This window comes from Niastella yeongjuensis (assembly GCF_900110245.1).
Taxonomy (GTDB): domain Bacteria; phylum Bacteroidota; class Bacteroidia; order Chitinophagales; family Chitinophagaceae; genus Niastella; species Niastella yeongjuensis.
In genome coordinates this window covers 920,062-936,307 of sequence record NZ_FOCZ01000002.1, presented here as the reverse complement: position 1 = coordinate 936,307, position 16,246 = coordinate 920,062, and the positions used below count along the sequence as shown (strand labels likewise).

At 44.9% G+C, this 16,246-nt stretch carries 13 protein-coding genes and 2 tRNA genes; 5 read left to right on the top strand and 10 right to left on the bottom strand.

From position 1 onward, the window contains the following. Positions 1 to 803 precede the first annotated feature (803 nt). Both truA and BMX95_RS08510 read right to left on the bottom strand, forming a co-directional pair. Positions 804 to 1,553, bottom strand: coding sequence for a tRNA pseudouridine(38-40) synthase TruA (gene truA / locus BMX95_RS08515; RefSeq protein WP_081201775.1), 750 nt, complete (start codon positions 1,551 to 1,553; stop codon positions 804 to 806). 361 nt (positions 1,554 to 1,914) lie between these two features. Then, entirely contained in the window at positions 1,915 to 3,666 is a 1,752-nt protein-coding gene (locus tag BMX95_RS08510; protein ID WP_107686035.1) for a DUF4476 domain-containing protein, read from the bottom strand. 93 nt (positions 3,667 to 3,759) lie between these two features. Between BMX95_RS08510 and BMX95_RS08505 the strand changes: the two genes are divergently transcribed. Next, positions 3,760 to 6,252, top strand: coding sequence for a M1 family metallopeptidase (locus BMX95_RS08505; RefSeq protein WP_081201773.1), 2,493 nt, complete (start codon positions 3,760 to 3,762; stop codon positions 6,250 to 6,252). 284 nt (positions 6,253 to 6,536) lie between these two features. Here BMX95_RS08505 and BMX95_RS08500 read toward each other — a convergent pair whose 3' ends face one another. The 4 genes from BMX95_RS08500 to BMX95_RS08485 form a co-directional block, all read right to left on the bottom strand. Beyond that, positions 6,537 to 7,397: a TPM domain-containing protein gene (locus BMX95_RS08500; RefSeq protein ID WP_081201772.1), complete on the bottom strand. Its 861-nt coding sequence runs from the start codon at positions 7,395 to 7,397 to the stop codon at positions 6,537 to 6,539. 111 nt (positions 7,398 to 7,508) lie between these two features. Continuing rightward, positions 7,509 to 8,309: a TPM domain-containing protein gene (locus tag BMX95_RS35660; RefSeq protein ID WP_081201771.1), complete on the bottom strand. Its 801-nt coding sequence runs from the start codon at positions 8,307 to 8,309 to the stop codon at positions 7,509 to 7,511. A gap of 28 nt (positions 8,310 to 8,337) precedes the next feature. Then, complete coding sequence (locus tag BMX95_RS08490) at positions 8,338 to 8,799, bottom strand: TPM domain-containing protein (RefSeq protein ID WP_081201770.1); 462 nt, start codon at positions 8,797 to 8,799, stop codon at positions 8,338 to 8,340. 10 nt (positions 8,800 to 8,809) lie between these two features. Beyond that, positions 8,810 to 9,400, bottom strand: a complete 591-nt coding sequence (locus BMX95_RS08485) for a LemA family protein (protein ID WP_081201769.1) — start codon at positions 9,398 to 9,400, stop codon at positions 8,810 to 8,812. Between the two features lie 180 nt (positions 9,401 to 9,580). Here BMX95_RS08485 and BMX95_RS08480 point away from each other — a divergent pair, with 180 nt between their 5' ends. Further along, complete coding sequence (locus BMX95_RS08480) at positions 9,581 to 10,678, top strand: PQQ-dependent sugar dehydrogenase (RefSeq protein WP_081201768.1); 1,098 nt, start codon at positions 9,581 to 9,583, stop codon at positions 10,676 to 10,678. An 18-nt stretch (positions 10,679 to 10,696) separates the two neighbouring features. Here BMX95_RS08480 and BMX95_RS08475 read toward each other — a convergent pair whose 3' ends face one another. The 3 genes from BMX95_RS08475 to gap form a co-directional block, all read right to left on the bottom strand. Then, the gene (locus tag BMX95_RS08475) at positions 10,697 to 11,374 is read right to left on the bottom strand and encodes a hypothetical protein (RefSeq protein ID WP_081201767.1); all 678 of its coding nucleotides are present in this window, start codon (positions 11,372 to 11,374) and stop codon (positions 10,697 to 10,699) included. Between the two features lie 125 nt (positions 11,375 to 11,499). Beyond that, positions 11,500 to 12,696 (bottom strand): phosphoglycerate kinase, encoded by a 1,197-nt coding sequence (locus BMX95_RS08470; protein WP_081201766.1) that lies wholly within the window; start codon positions 12,694 to 12,696, stop codon positions 11,500 to 11,502. A 135-nt stretch (positions 12,697 to 12,831) separates the two neighbouring features. Then, positions 12,832 to 13,872 (bottom strand): type I glyceraldehyde-3-phosphate dehydrogenase, encoded by a 1,041-nt coding sequence (gene gap / locus BMX95_RS08465; RefSeq protein ID WP_081201765.1) that lies wholly within the window; start codon positions 13,870 to 13,872, stop codon positions 12,832 to 12,834. A 445-nt stretch (positions 13,873 to 14,317) separates the two neighbouring features. Here gap and BMX95_RS08460 point away from each other — a divergent pair. From BMX95_RS08460 to BMX95_RS08450, 3 genes are all read left to right on the top strand, one after another. Then, positions 14,318 to 14,389: transfer RNA gene (locus BMX95_RS08460), tRNA-Glu, on the top strand. A 126-nt stretch (positions 14,390 to 14,515) separates the two neighbouring features. Further along, a tRNA-Glu gene (locus tag BMX95_RS08455) sits at positions 14,516 to 14,587 on the top strand. A gap of 96 nt (positions 14,588 to 14,683) precedes the next feature. Then, positions 14,684 to 15,046, top strand: a complete 363-nt coding sequence (locus BMX95_RS08450) for a hypothetical protein (protein WP_081201764.1) — start codon at positions 14,684 to 14,686, stop codon at positions 15,044 to 15,046. A 9-nt stretch (positions 15,047 to 15,055) separates the two neighbouring features. Here the strand turns inward: BMX95_RS08450 and BMX95_RS08445 are convergent, their stop codons facing one another. After that, complete coding sequence (locus tag BMX95_RS08445; RefSeq protein ID WP_081201763.1) at positions 15,056 to 16,132, bottom strand: serine hydrolase domain-containing protein; 1,077 nt, start codon at positions 16,130 to 16,132, stop codon at positions 15,056 to 15,058. Positions 16,133 to 16,246 lie beyond the last annotated feature (114 nt).

Sequence of the window (16,246 nt, the reverse complement as noted above, 5' to 3'; positions counted from 1 at the left end):
CGCTAGCGTTCATCCTGAGCCAGGATCAAACTCTCCATTGTAAATGAGTTTTGATCACTTAGCTAAATTCTCTCAATAAGAAAATCAACTTTGTGAATCGTGTTAATTTTTTTCGAGTCGCTAGATTCTTACCTTGATTAATTTACTTGAAATTATTCAAGTGCTGTTGCTTCCAAACTTTCAAAGATCTTTAAATATCGTATGTTATTTTTCCTTTACCTCTTTTCCCTCTCACTCATTCGTTATTATCTAATTCGTATTTTGCTCTCGCATCCTCGCTTTCTTTCTTCCTCTTTTCTCTCTTTCTTTCTTCGCTTCCCTTTCTTTTCGATCGGGGTGCAAAGGTAAGTGTTTCACTCTATTGCTTCAAAATTTTTCTTTCGTTTTTCGCAATTTCTTTTTCACTGTTTTCGTTGCAATATACTAAGAGCTTTTTCGTTCAAACCGGGCTGCAAAGATAAGCGCATTTCATTCTCACTTCCAAACTTTTTCTCATCTTTTTCTTCTGCTCTTTCTCTCTGTATCTATGCTTAATTTATATGCAGCTGGTAAACGATTTCTATGTAAAGAGCTTTTGTGTAGTGTGCTTTTTTGTAAAGCGGGCCGCAAAGATAGGCGTGTTTAACTTACTACCAAATATTTTTCACTCCTATTTTTCCAACTTTGCTGAAACGCCCGCCTGGCAAGCGTTTCAGCAGGATATTTTTTTTAAGGCGTTTTCTACACTTAATAAATCTTCTTCAAAATTGTATCTTCCTCCTATCATTCACGCCTTACTTTTATGTTCAAACGATTTCAACATCTTACGTGTTCGTAAAATACATTTCCGGATACACTACTTTTTGTAAAAACAAACCATGCCCCGGCACCGCAAAATCAGCCCGCGTACAGTCCTTCGCCTCGATGATTTCCCTGAATTGTTGCAGCGTTATTTTACCCCTTCCAACCTGTAACTGTGTTCCCACCAAACCCCGCACCATTCCCCGCAAAAACCGGTTGGATTTGACGCGGTAAACAGCCCCCTTCGGATGCTGTTTCCACTCACTGTATTCTATGTTACAGTTAAAAGTAAACACCTGGGAATTCCGCTTGGCGAACGAAGTAAAATCGGTATATTCCTTTAACACCGCAGCGGCTGCATGCATCCCCTCCCAATCCAGGGTATAGGGATAATACCAGGCCCGGTCAACCAAAAACGGATCTTTATCCCGGTATATATAATATTCGTACTCCCGGGCAACCGCATCGAACCGGCAATGGGCCGTTTCTGCCACCGGCACAATTTGCCTAATGGCCACATCGGCCGGTAAAATGGCATTGAGGTTATAAATAGCCCGGGGATTTATCGGCTTCTCCAGGTCAAAATGATAGTAATTTTGGTTGGCATGCACACCGGTATCGGTACGGGAAGACCCGGTAAGCGGCACCGCCTGCCGGAAATAAACTTCCATCGCCTTTTCCAGTTCTGACTGAATGGTCAATGCATTATGCTGCACCTGTGAACCTGCATAGCGCCCCCCATGGTATGCCACTTCCAAAAAATATCGATTCATGGGGCGCAAGTTAGTTCTTAGTTCAAAGTTTTAAGGTCAAAGTTCCAGGAAATACCCGCTTTAATCTACCCCGGACTACCACCTGTTTTAGCCAGTTTTAAGCCTCTTCAGAACCAACACAGATTCATGTAATTATAAAAGATATCCCGTAGATATCCCACAGATGTCCCGTAGATGACTCACTGATATCCCGCCTCTGTATAGAAGCGGGATATCTCTGGTTTATTACTGGTTGGAGTCCAGGATAAATGCATGATACATATATTTCAACTATGAACTTTACATAAAACAAAACCGGGTTACCCCTGAAGATAACCCGGCTTAACGGTGGAATTGGGAACCTGAATCCGGCAGTTTTGCGTTACTGCAACCGAACCAGCTTTTTAAATCTGGTCACATATGCCTCATCGCTTAACAGGTCATACAACTGTTTGAAATTGGCCGTATCGGCGGCAAAGGGATACGCCATTTCGAGGAATTTATACTTTGCTTCGTCTCCTGCAAATAATTCAGACAAAGCCTTTATCTGTTTGGCATATAAACACATGGTTTTGAAGTATTTGCTAGCAACTGCCAGGCGTTTTTGGGGATCACCTTCCGCCAGTAGTTTTACCCGCATTTTATCTACATCCACATCAGTAGCCAGCTTTGCACAATCTGAATTGATCATTACCAGCTTGCCAGCTGTTTGTTCCTTCTTTTCCTCTACTGCCTTTGGCTTTTCCGTTTCTGCCGGTTTTGCAACCGACGCAGGTGTATCATTTTGTACAACCGCCGGATCCATCACAGCTTTTGGGGTTTCTTTGGCCGGTTCATCTTTTTTAATGGGTGTAACGGCAGTTTTTACTGTACTATCGGCTGCTATTGGTTTTACCGCTTCCTCTTTTACCACCGCATTACCCTGTACCAGTTCCACCTGCATTTTACCGTAATCGAAGAGTTTTGCCGTAGCGGTATCTTTTATTACAGGTTTTGCAGGCTCGGGTTGTGTTTCTCCCTTGGGTTTGTTTACAGGTTTTGATTCTTCCGCCACAGCAGCTTGTTTCATTTGCGGCGATTCCAGAATGATAGTTGCAGTATCAGTAGGGGCGGCCTTTTTTTCTGCCGGGGCCGACCGCCAGGTTTCTTTCTTTATTTGTTCTGCCACCAGTTCTTTTGTGTCTACCGGCGCAGCGCTGGTTTTGCCGGAATCTTTAACTTCCGGTTCCCGCGGGATACCAGGCTGGGTTTGAACCGCAGGCTTTTTCTCCGCCTCTTTTTCTTCATTTATATATACCGTCACTACTTTGGCCGGAGTTTCACTGCTATCGACAAACACCATTTTTGTTTCGCCGTCTTTTGTAGTCTGCTGCTGAATTTTTGTAACACCCGCTGCCACCGGTTTATCATTCAAAGGCCGTTCTTTGGAGTCATACTTTGTTAACGTATCGGTAGTTGCCAGTTGGCGACTCGCGGAATCAGCCTGGGCAGCACCTTTCTTCATTGTCAGTTCTATAATATCCTGCACGCTGGTAACCGTAACCGCAGACAGGGTCACTTTCCTTGTAGTTGTATCTTTTGATTGAACCGTTTTTCCCTGCCCCGCATCGGCCACGTTGGGCACTTTAGCTTCGTCCTTCTTTACTATTGATGTATATAATACCGCGGAATCATTTACCACCGCTGCCATTAAAGTGGCAAAAGCATCATCCTTTTTGCGTTCTCCATACAACAGGTTGCCAGCACCGGCTGCTTTCAGGGGCTTTATGGTTTCATCGGTTTGCAGATCGAGCAGGGCCCATCCTCTGGAATTGTTTACCAGTTGAAAGCCATGGTCCTTATTTTTTAGCGGAACAGCAAAACGCTGCGGCTGGGTAGTACGCTGTGGAAAACCGATCTCAAGGTTGCAGGTTTTATCGGGCAGTCCGGCAATAACCAGGTGGCCTATAGCTGAGGAGCTATATACCTTGTCATCCATCTGCACGTAAAAAGGCTGCAGGTTTTCCGATTGCAGGTACACATATAAAGACTGCTGTGCCAGCGCTGGTGTATGGTAAACCATACACAACCCTGTTACAATCGCACACAGTTTTATAAGTCGGTAAGGATTGCTCATAGTAGCAAATCTACTCATTTGCCTTTTTATCCCAGCCACTTATACTATTTTTTACAATTATTAAGGGACTGCCCGCCTATCTTTACAACTCTTAAATTCTAAAATTTCGATATGAGAAAGGTTTCACTAGTAATATTGGCCCTGGGAATACTGCCCCACCTGTGGGCCCAGCAACAGGAAGAGGCTAACCCCGACACCTCGTGGAAAACACAATACCGGGAAAGCGCCCCACGCATTAATGACCTGGTTCACACTAAACTGGATGTTAAATTCGATTACAGCAAATCATACATGAATGGAAAAGCCTGGATAACCCTGGCTCCCCACTTCTACCCAACCGATAGCCTGACCCTCGATGCTAAAGGCATGGATATTCAAAAGGTAGCCATCGTAAAAGGCGGTTCTACCCAAACCCTGAAATACAAATACGACAGCTGGCAATTAAATATCAACCTCGATAAAACCTATAAAGGTGGGGAACAGTATACCGTTTATATCGAATACACTGCTAAACCCAACGAAGTAAAAGTACAAGGCAGCGCAGCCATTACCGATGCCAAGGGCCTATATTTCATTAATCCCAAAGGTGAAGAAAAAGATAAGCCAACCCAGATCTGGACACAGGGTGAAACCGAAGCCACTTCTGTATGGTGCCCTACCATTGACAAGCCCGATCAGAAGACCACCAACGAGTTCATTATGACCGTTCCGGCCAAATATGTTACTCTCTCCAATGGTAAACTGGTTTCTTCAAAGAACAATGCCGATGGTACCCGTACCGATGACTGGAAAATGGAATTACCTCATGCCCCATACCTGTTCTTTATGGGCGTAGGTGATTACAGCGTAATAAAAGACAGCTATAAAGGCAAGGAAGTAAATTATTATGTAGAAAAAGAATATGCTCCCGTAGCTAAAAAGATCTTTGGCAACACCCCCGAAATGATGGGCTTTTATTCAAGAATACTGGGTGTTGAATTTCCCTGGGTGAAATATTCACAGATCGTAGGCCGTGATTATGTGAGCGGCGCCATGGAAAACACCACTGCTACCCTGCACCAGGAAAGCGCCCAGCAGGATGCACGCGAACTGGTTGATGGCAATGGCTGGGAGAGCACCATTGCTCACGAGCTGTTTCACCAGTGGTTTGGTGACCTGGTTACCTGCGAAAGCTGGAGCAACCTCACCCTGAACGAATCGTTTGCCAACTACAGTGAAACCCTGTGGGATGAATATAAATACGGTAAAGACGCCGGCGATGCGCAGAACTTTGGCGACATGCAAGGTTATATTCAAAGCCACAGCGAGAAAAAAGACCTGGTTCGTTTCTATTACAATGATAAAGAGGCGATGTTCGACGCCGTTAGCTACAACAAAGGCGGCCGCATTTTACACATGCTGCGCAGTTATGTAGGCGACAGCGCTTTCTTTAAAGCACTGAACCTGTACCTCACTACCAATAAATTCAAATCGGCCGAAGCACATCAGTTGCGTCTGGCTTTTGAAGAAGTAACCGGCAAAGACCTGAACTGGTTCTGGAACCAATGGTATTATGGCGCCGGTCATCCCCAATTGAGCATCGATTATGCATATGACGATGCTGCCAAAAAAGTACAGGTTACCATTAAGCAAACACAAGCTGGCGACAACGCATTCATTTTACCCATCGCTATCGACATCTACACCGGCGCTGAAAAAGTACGCCATGAAGTATGGATAAAAGATAAAGAAGCCACCTTCTTTTTCGCTTACGACAAACGCCCCGACCTGGTGAATGTTGATGCCAGGAAAACCCTGCTGGCCGAGAAAAAAGACAACAAAACCCTGGAGAATTTTATTCACCAGTATAAATATGCCGCCACTTACCTCGATCGTCGCGAAGCCATTGACTTTGCAAGCAAAAACCAGAACGATCCTAAGGCCCAGGAACTGATGATGCTGGCCTTGAAAGATAAATATTTTGGGTTGCGTTCATTTGCCATCAGCAAACTGGACCTGAAAAATGATGCCGTAAAAAAACAAGCTGAACCCATACTGGCCGAGATCGCACAAAAAGATCCTAAAGCGCCTACACGCGCCAGCGCATTGAGCGCATTGGTTCAATTTAACAATGGCATCTACAAATCGCTTTTCACCAAACTGGTTAACGATTCATCGTATACTGTTGCCGGTACTTCACTGGAGGCCCTGTTTAAATTAGACAGCGCTGCTGCAGTAGGTGAAGCAAAACGACTGGTTAAATACCCTGCCAAAGGCAAACTGGTTGAAAGCTTAACCACCATTATGATCAAAGCGGGCAGCGAAAATGATTTTGACCTGGTTGCCAAAGCATTTGACAACATGCCTATTTCACAAGCCAAATTCAACCTCCTCCCTACTTTCTGCCAGTACCTGACAGTAGTGAAAGACACAGAGAAAGTAAAGAAAGGCGTTGACATGGTGATCGAATTCCGTGATGCCCTGGCTGCTTATGGCCTGGTTCCATACGTAAACAACCTGCTGACCGGTGTGGTGAAAAAGAAAGAAGCAGCCAATGCGCCTGCTGAACAGATAGAGTATATTAAGAAGAAGATGGAATCTACAGAAGATAAGAAAGGGTTTTAGTTGACACGTTAACAAGTTGACACGTTATATAAAAGAAGCCTCCCGATACGTTGGGAGGCTTCTTTGTTTTTATGGGGCATTCGGTGAAAGGGCAGAAGGCCCTCCTACGCCAAGGCTCCGGCGGGCAAGGCAGAAGGCCCTCCTACTCCGCCAGCCGGCGGATCCGGCGGGCGAAGCAACCCAGAACCCAGAACTCAAGAACCTAACAACCCAATAACGGGAACTCCGAACTTTAAACTTTCAACTTAAAACTTTCAACTTTAAACTTTGAACAATAAACATTCTTACCACGATCCACTCGCTCCTCCCCCACTACTGCTGCCGCCACCATAACTGCTGCCGCCTGAAGAAAAGGAAGAGCCGCCCGAAGACCAGCTGCCGCCTGAGGAATGACTATGAAACGTTCTGTGATGAGTCTCTGACTCATATCCATTACGGGTATACCAACCGCTGGATAGTGGCTTACCATACTTGATAAACAGGATACACACTACCAATATTCCGCCAATTGTTACAAAACCAATTACCGGATTTTTCTTTTCTGGAGGCGCACCCAGCATATCTCTCGATTCACTTCTTACAACAGCAGGTCTCAGATATTGAGCCATCGCCTGTTGTTCGGCAGCCGGCGGATTATCCAGCAGCTGTTGTACAGCCTCAACCGCTTCTTTTATTCCAGCAAAAAACAATCCTTCTTTGAAATTCGGCACCAGGTTATTATCAACGATCTGCTGGCAGGTTGCATTGGTAAGTATAGCTTCCAGACCGGTGCCCACCTGTATTCGTACCCGCCGGGGATTGCGGCTAACCATCAACAACACGCCGTTATTTTTTGCCTTATCGCCAATACCCCAGGCGTTGAAATACAACAGGGCGGCCTCATCGATAGTATATTCCTTTTCTGTTTCAGGATCAGTTAGTGATTCCAGGGTAACCACTACGATAGCATTGGAGGTTCGTTTCAGATAATCCTTTAGTTCCAATTCCAGTGTATCCTTTTCATTACTGGTAAGGAACCGGCCGAAGTCGTTTACCGCCTTTTGCGGGTCGGGTAATTTCTTTACAAATGAAGAACCGGTCTCCTTTTGTTGGGAGAATGAAAGAGAGCTATATAACAGCAGGGCAACAATTAAGAAGTAGCGCATATCTGATTAAGGGATTATGGTTCGCCAATTAAAAAATATTGGGTTATCAGGTTCCGTACGCATGAACCTAATAACCCATTAACTTATGAACTGTGATTACATGTAGTTTCTTTACCAGCTGCCACTGGCGCCACCGCCACCGGAGCTCCCGCCACCAAAGCCGCCAAAACCACCGCCTCCGCCGCCGCCCCAGCCGCCGCCACCGCCAAAACCACTGTCACTGCCGCCAAAGCCACGACCAACCATATTACCTAAAATAAAGGGGCCTAGCCAGCCTGAACCGCGCCGGCTCATCATACCACCGCCACCACCACCCCGACTACGGCCACCTAAGATCACCACCAGCACGATGATGAAAAAGATCAGACCGATCGGAAATCCACCGCCGCCTTTTTTCTTGCGATAACCTGCCGGCGCTTTGTATTCGCCAGCCGCGGCTTTTATGATTGAATTGGCTGCCTTTGAAAGCCCATCGTAATAATCCCCTGATCTGAAATCGGGTTTAAGATCATTATCGATGATGTGATTGGCTGTAATATCAGGGATGGCACCTTCAAGGCCGTACCCTACTTCAATCCTGACCTTCCGGTCATCCAGTGCCGCAATAATGAGTACCCCGTTATTTGTTTTTGCATTCCCGATGCCCCAGCTGCGGAACAACTTCAATGAATATTCTTCAATGGGATAATCATTGAGTGTTTTAAGCAGCACAACAGCCACCTGGTTACTGGTACTGTCGTCGTAAGCAACCAGCTGTTGTTCCAGCCGCGCTTCTTCATCTGGCGACAAGACACCGGCAAAGTCGTTTACTAACCTTGGGGGATTCGGCCGGGCGGGAATATCCTGTGCCGACGTGATCAACGAAATAAAGCACAGGGCCGGAAGAAGAAATAATTTGAGTCTTTTTATCATTACAAATAGCCTATCTGTTATTGAACTGTTACTTGCCGAAGACTATATCATCGGGCAATTCATTTTTATCGGTTGAACGGTCGTAGGGGAAATGCGTTCTTAGCGCTTCACCCACATCAGTAATCACAGCTTCAATGGCATCTGCAGGAAGGGCCTTGCTAAAATGCTTTTTCATCACCGATACTTCCTGGTTCCAGAATGTTTGTCCAACCTTTTCGTGAATACCCTGGTCGGCCAGGATAGCAAACTGGCGATCCTGCATAGCGACATACACCAATACACCGTTGCGGTCTTTGGTCATATCCATTTTAAGACCCCAGAATACTTCAGCGGCCCTGTCGAGGGGATCAACAAACCGGCATTTGCTTTCTGTATACACCCTGATCTCACCACTTGTTTGTTGTTCGGCCAGGCGAATGGCATTTACAATACGCTCCTGTTCGTCGCGCGAAAAAAATTCTTTCCTTTTTGCGAAAGGGTTATAGGCCATGGATATTTTTTTAGAATTGTACTTTAGGTGCTTTCTCAGAACCGGCGTCGGCAGTGAAACCTTCTTTTACTTTGAAACCGAACATACCGGCAAAGATGTTATTGGGGAAACGACGAGCCGTAGAGTTATAATCCTGTACAGCAGTGTTGAAGTCGTTTCGTGAAACCTTAATGCGGTTTTCTGTGCCTTCCAGTTGCGCCTGCAGGTCTCTGAAATTCTGGGTAGCCTGCAATTGCGGATACTGTTCTGCTACTACCAGCAATTTATTTAACGCACCACCCAACTGGCCTTGCGCCTGTTGAAACTCCCGTACCTTTTCAGGTGTGAGGTTATCTGCATTGATATTTACAGATGTAGCTTTTGCCCTGGCTTCAATCACCTGTGTTAAGGTAGTCTGTTCAAAGTTAGCAGCGCCTTTTACGGTACTTACCAGATTAGGGATCAGGTCGGCACGACGTTGATAATCGCTCTGAACATTGTTCCATTTGTTTTTCACATTTTCATCGAGGGTAACCATCTTATTATATCCATTGCAACCGCAACCTCCGAGTATTAAAATGAATAACACTACAACGATGAGGACCAGATTACGAGATTTCATATCAATTTAGAGTTTTATGTCTTATAAATGTACACATTTCATTTGATCCACAAACTGTTAAGCTATGCATTCCAGTGGGTGGCCATTTAACGTACATGCCTGCCCAACATTGCAAACATGGTAAGATTTTAGTCGCAGCGGCATGGTTTTCGTTACAGAAAGCGTGTAAAATCTTATTTTATGAAGCAAATGATCATTTACAGTGGCTTATGTATGGCGCTGTTTATCACCTGTTGCGACAAAAAGAAGGATAAAAATAATAATGCCACGGCCGTTCTGCTTAAAGACACCGTTCTTACCAGCCAATTGAACCACCCCTGGGAAATTTGTTGGGGACCTGATGGTTTTATCTGGATGACGGAACGTAACGGTAAAATCAGCCGGGTTAACCCGGCTACAGGCGCCGTTACACTGTTATTAACCATTACTGAAGTATCTGCCCAGGGCGAAGGAGGTTTGCTGGGCATGGTGCTGCATCCGAATTTCTCCACTATGCCGCAGGTATTTGTAGCCTACAACTACACGAACGGAAGTACTTACCAGGAAAAGATCGTTCGGTATACCTACAACGGTTCTACCCTAACCAGTCCGCAAATTTTGCTCGATAATATAAAAGCAGGCAGTATCCACAATGGCTGCCGGTTATTAATAACGCCCGATCAAAAGTTATTCATCACTACCGGCGATGCCAGCGATCAGTCTAACCCGCAAAACAAAAGTGCTGTTAATGGCAAAGTGTTGCGATTGAACCTCGACGGTAGCGTTCCAGCCGATAACCCAACCGCCGGCAGCGCCGTATGGAGTTTTGGTCATCGCAACCCGCAGGGTCTGGTGTACGCCAATAATATTCTTTACAGCTCAGAGCACGGGCCTTCCTCAGACGACGAGATCAACATCATTGAAAAAGGACGTAACTACGGCTGGCCAACCGTTACTGGTTTCTGTAATACAACCAATGAACAAAGTTTTTGTACGGCCAACAATGTGCGCGAGCCCTTGCAGGCCTGGACGCCCACCATTGCACCCAGCGGACTGGATTACTACGATAAAGACCAGATCCCACAATGGAAACATTCGCTGCTATTGGCAGTTTTAAAGGACAGTAAGCTGATACAATTAAAATTGAATGCAGCCCATACCGGCATTGACAGCGTATTTGAGTTCTACGCCAACAAATATGGCCGCATGCGCGATGTATGTATTTCTCCCGAAGGGAAAGTATATGTGTGTACAGATAATGGGGGCGATGATAAGATTATTGAAATATCGAAGAGATAGTTAATTGGGTTAACCTCGCTATTGTTTTTGCAGGTTTACTACCATTACCATGTGTATCGTAACTTTTGCCGGAACGCCCTGGTAATCCTGGGTGGTTACGGCATCATACACGATTGTCATCTTCATCATATTACCGTTAAACGATACCTTACAGCCGGTGGGAGGGTTGGGCAGCAGTCCGCCGGTGAGTACATCCAGGAAATTAGCGTTTACAAAATTCAGGGAGTCGGCACCTACTTTTTTATAATCGGAACTAGCGCTTTGTGTTGGGAAGTTTTGGTTTATGGGCGTTTTTATAGAATCTACAATCGTATTGCCCTGATAAACATAAGTGGCCGCATTTGTATTTACGCTAAAAGAGATATCGGTAGCTGTCATTGTAGCGCTATCGAAGGTTACGGTACCGTCGTTATTCTGGGAAGTAAAATTGCTGGTGTTAACTGCCTTTAATGGAATACCTGCCTGGGAAAATTCGGCGGTTTGAGACCCGGTGCTTTGAACAGAGATAAATTGCCAGGTCCCTACTACTGTGCCGGGTGTTGATACCTGTGTAGTATCGATGGGGCCGGGGACTGTATCTATGGGTGTAGTTCCACCGGGAGGAACACCCGTTTCATTACTTTTTTCTTTTGAGCAGGCCACAAACACCAATACCAATGCAGCAACAAGCAACAGCAAAAAGTTACGCGTCTTCATAATTCCCCAGTTTTAAGCAGAAGTGATCACCAACACTATTACCGGCAAAACTGTGCCATTATTAAAAAAACAATGCCACGCCCTTACGGGAACGTGGCACGGTTAAAAACATATTGCAAACTTACTTATTTATTGATCGCAGCAATGCCGGGCAGTTCTTTTCCTTCAAAGAATTCCAGCATAGCGCCACCACCAGTAGAAACATAACTTACCTGGTCGTTAAAACCAAACTGGTTCACCGCAGCTACAGAATCACCGCCGCCTACCAGGGAGAAAGCGCCATCCTGTGTAGCTTCCGCTACAGCCGTAGCAACACTCTTGGTACCGTGTTGGAACTTTTCCATTTCAAACACTCCCATGGGACCATTCCACAAAATGGTTTTTGAGCGTTTGATCACATTGACAAATTGCTGACAGGCATTAGGACCTACGTCAAGACCCATCCAGCCATCGGGGATGTTATTGCTGGGGGCGTTAGAAGTAAGCGCAGCTGCATCGAATTTATCAGCGATCACTGAATCGGAAGGGAAATGCAGACAAACACCTTTGGCTTCTGCTTTTTTCAACAATTCGCGGGCAGTATCCAGGCGATCGTCTTCGCACAGGGAGTTACCAATTTTACCACCTTGCGCTTTTTCGAAGGTATAAGCCATACCACCACCGATGATGATATCGGTAGCTCTCTCTAACAGGTTTTCGATGATCAGGATCTTGTCAGATACCTTGGCGCCGCCAATGATGGCAACGAAAGGTTTCTCGGCATTGTTCATTACTTTTTCGGCACTGCTCACTTCACTTTCCATCAGTAAACCGAACATTTTTTTATCGCGGGGGAAGAATTGTGCGATCACGGCGGTAGAAGCATGGGCACGGTGAGCGGTACCAAAGGCATCGTTCACATACACATCGCCCAGTTTGCTTAATTTTTCAGCAAAACCAGCATCCCCTTTTTCTTCTTCTTTATAAAAACGAAGGTTTTCCAGCAATAATACTTCACCGGGTTTCAAAGCAGCCGCTTTATCAACCGCTTCTTTACCAATGCAGTCATTGGCAAACTGTACATTGGTGCCCAGCAATTCAGAGATATGACCTACCAGGTGTTTTAATGAATATTTATCCTCGGGTCCTTCTTTGGGACGGCCCAAGTGACTCATCAGGATCACACTACCGCCATCGCCCAGTATTTTTTTAATAGTAGGCACTGCCGCTTTAATGCGGGTATCATCGGTAATGGCAAATGTTTTTTTGTCAAGCGGAACGTTAAAATCAACCCGGATCAATGCTTTCTGACCCTTGAAGTTATATTGGCTGAATGTAGACATGAAGAGGAGGTTTTAAAAAAGTTAACCACAAAGATTATTGATAGCAATGGCCGACTAAGGGATTATCAGGCGTACCCGCTTTCAATAGCTTTGTGGTTAACCAGAATTAGCGGTAACTAATTCTGCGGTTATTTATTAAGCTTTTGCTGTTTGCTTTGCAGCACCTTTGTTGATCAGTTTTGCAAAATAGTTCACGGTGCGAACGAGCTGGCTTACATAGCTCATTTCGTTATCGTACCAGCTAACAGTGCGAACCAGTTGGGTATCGCCTACTGTTTGAACACGTGTTTGCGTACCATCGAAGTAAGAACCATAAGTGATACCAACGATATCGCTGCTTACGATCTCATCTTCAGTGTAACCGAAGCTTTCGTTAGAAGCAGCCTTCATGGCAGCGTTTACTTCTTCAACAGATGTCTTTTTACCTAATACTGCAGTTACTTCAGTTAAAGAACCAGTCAGTACAGGAACACGTTGAGCAGAACCATCCAGTTTACCTTTCAGGTTAGGCAGTACCAGGCCGATGGCTTTGGCAGCACCTGTGCTGTTAGGAACGATGTTTTGTGCAGCAGCGCGGGCGCGACGCAGGTCACCTTTGGGGTGCGGAGCATCCTGGGTGTTCTGGTCGTTCGTATAAGCGTGGATGGTGGTCATGAGACCGTTTACGATACCGAATTTTTCATCCAGTACCTGGGCCATAGGCGCCAGACAGTTGGTAGTACAGCTTGCGCAGCTGATTACGGTTTCAGTACCATCGAGGATGGCGTGGTTTACGTTGAAAACGATCGTTTTCAGGTCACCTGTAGCAGGAGCTGAAATTACTACTCTTTTAGCGCCGGCAGTAAGGTGAGCTTCTGCTTTTGCTTTATCAGTGAAGAAACCAGTGCACTCCAGAACAACGTCTACATCATGCTGACCCCAGGGAATTTGAGCAGGGTCTTTTTGTGCATAGATCTTTACTTCTTCACCATTTACTATAATAGAATTATCGGTATTTTTTACTTCAGCATCAAAACGGCCCTGAGCGCTATCATATTTAAGGAGGTGGGCCAAAACTTTAGGACTAGTAAGGTCATTGATAGCAACTACTTCAATGCCATCCATTTTATAAATCTGGCGGTATACCAACCGGCCGATACGACCAAAACCGTTGATCGCCACTTTGACTGTGCTCATGATCTGAATATTTTGTGTTAATTAAAAATTCGGGGGCTAAGGTACGTCTTTGGCTGTAAATGATTCTGTGAAATTTATGTGTATAGCCGGCCGCAACCGGTTGCGTGGCGGCATATTGGCACAAACAGGCTAAACATATATCGGACACTTACTTATGAAAACAATTACCCTGGTTTTTTTGGAGGCTTTATAACAATTTGAAAGCAAATGGAGCATAGTGAAAGAAAACGCATAGCAACAAGAAAGATGCTAAGAAATCGTTAATTGGCCGATGCGATATTTTTTATTGATGGTGAAGGCAGTCCCTGGAATACTACCGGCCGATTGTTTCAAGTCACCCACTTTTCTAGCAGGCAGGTAAGCACCCTGAAAAATATTTTAAAAGAAAGTGGGCTTTTTTTTGGTAGAACAGGACAGTTTCCTATTTTTGCACTCCCAAAAACGAGCCGCGTTCGTCTAAGGGCTAGGACACCACCCTTTCACGGTGGTGATACGGGTTCGAATCCCGTACGCGGTACAAAGGTTTCAACCTTGGCAATATTAAAAGAGCTTCCCGATAGACCGGGAGGCTTTTTTGTTCCCACCGGAAGGGCAAAGTGATGGTGGAAAACAACTGATCCTTATCTTTGCATTCTCAAAACCAGCCGCGTTCGTCTAAGGGCTAGGACACCACCCTTTCACGGTGGTGATACGGGTTCGAATCCCGTACGCGGTACAAGAATTTAGAAAGGACTGTTCGGAAGATCAGTCCTTTTTTGTTTGATCAAGGACCAGCGAGCCAGGCATATTTCGCACTTTTAAAATTTGACTAATGGACAAACCTTCAATCATCCCTTTCAGAATAAATAAGCCCGCAGCTGCATTAAATTCACTGGTAAACAGGGACGATTTTTTTGTAACCGAGTCGAAGGAAGGCTATATGTGCACAGTTGAATACATAGCATTATCATATAGTATTAGCGCTGCAGATTTGACAATTGCCGTTTATGATTTTAATGCCGATCCGAAAGGCCAGCGTGTATTAGTCTACGAGATACCGGCTGAAAGTAAAGGCACCTATTTTTATACAAAGATCAGAATGGCGCCCGGTGAACTGTTATATGTTAAAGCACGAGGCGCAACGGAGTCAGTGAATGTTCATGTGTCGGGGTATTATGAGGTTATTCCCGAATAAATAGGCAGTTTATTTTTTATCTTTTCGGGCAGCCACCACTTTGTCAATAATTTTCAAATAAAGCTCCGTTGGCACCTGTCGCCCGTATTCATACTTTGTTTTATGAGCTATCACCAGATCAAGTTTTGGGAGAACAGTAATAAACTGCCCAAATGCTCCACTGGCAGTATAAGCGCCTTCATATACGTCCTTATCAAAGGGCGCATCCCAAACCCACCACAGATAACCATAACCAAAATGAAAATAAGCCGTCTTGTTTTGCTCAGCCTCCTTATAGGTAGTAACAGGTACAGTAGTAGTTGTTACCCAGTTTGCCGGCAACACCTGCTGGTTCTTCCATTTGCCTTTTCTCAGCATGAGATAGCCTAACCTTGCCATATCACGGGTCGAGAACCACATGTGATAAGCAAGATATTTTGACCTTGTTGTATCGCCGGTTTTTCGTTGTGCGTCCATTCTCCAGTCTTGCATATGCAAGGGCTTAGCCAGTATAGAATCAATAAGTTCATAAATACTTTTCCCTGTCTGCTGCTCAAGAATATAACCTGCTATATTAAAGTCCCAATTATTGTACAGCCAGAAACCGCCAGGTTGCACGCTGCCTCTTTTGGGAGCCATAGCAGAAGCATCACCTTCATTGCTTGCCGGATGATAAACACCTGAACGGGCGGTGAGTAAATCTTTTATAGTAGCCTTCGTTTCAACAGGCAGTAAACCACCCACATCATTAAGCCCCAGTTGTTCAATAGTGGTATTCAGCTTTATCTTTCCATTCTCAACAAAAGGTCCATATAACATGGAAAGAACACTCTTTCTACAGGATGCCAGATAGCTAAGTTCCTCTACATCTCCATAGTCGACCAATATTTTACCACTTTGAACTACCATAAACCCTGTTGTATGGGCACTGTCAATAATAAATCGCCGGAGTTGTTTAAGCAAGGTGTTATCCCATCCGTAATCGCCGGGATTGATTATTCGATCCCAGGTAATATCAGGATATACTTCAATTGAGTTGTTGGGCGCAGGCGTTTGAGCAACAGAAAAAAACGGAAGTAGCAAACCCCATAATAGCAACTTCTGCATAATCACATTTATTGTAGATAAAAATTAACAATCGATAACAGTTCAGTATACTTGAATAACATCACCCCTATAAAGTTAACAGAAAATAATAAAGCCTTGTAAATAAAAATTTAC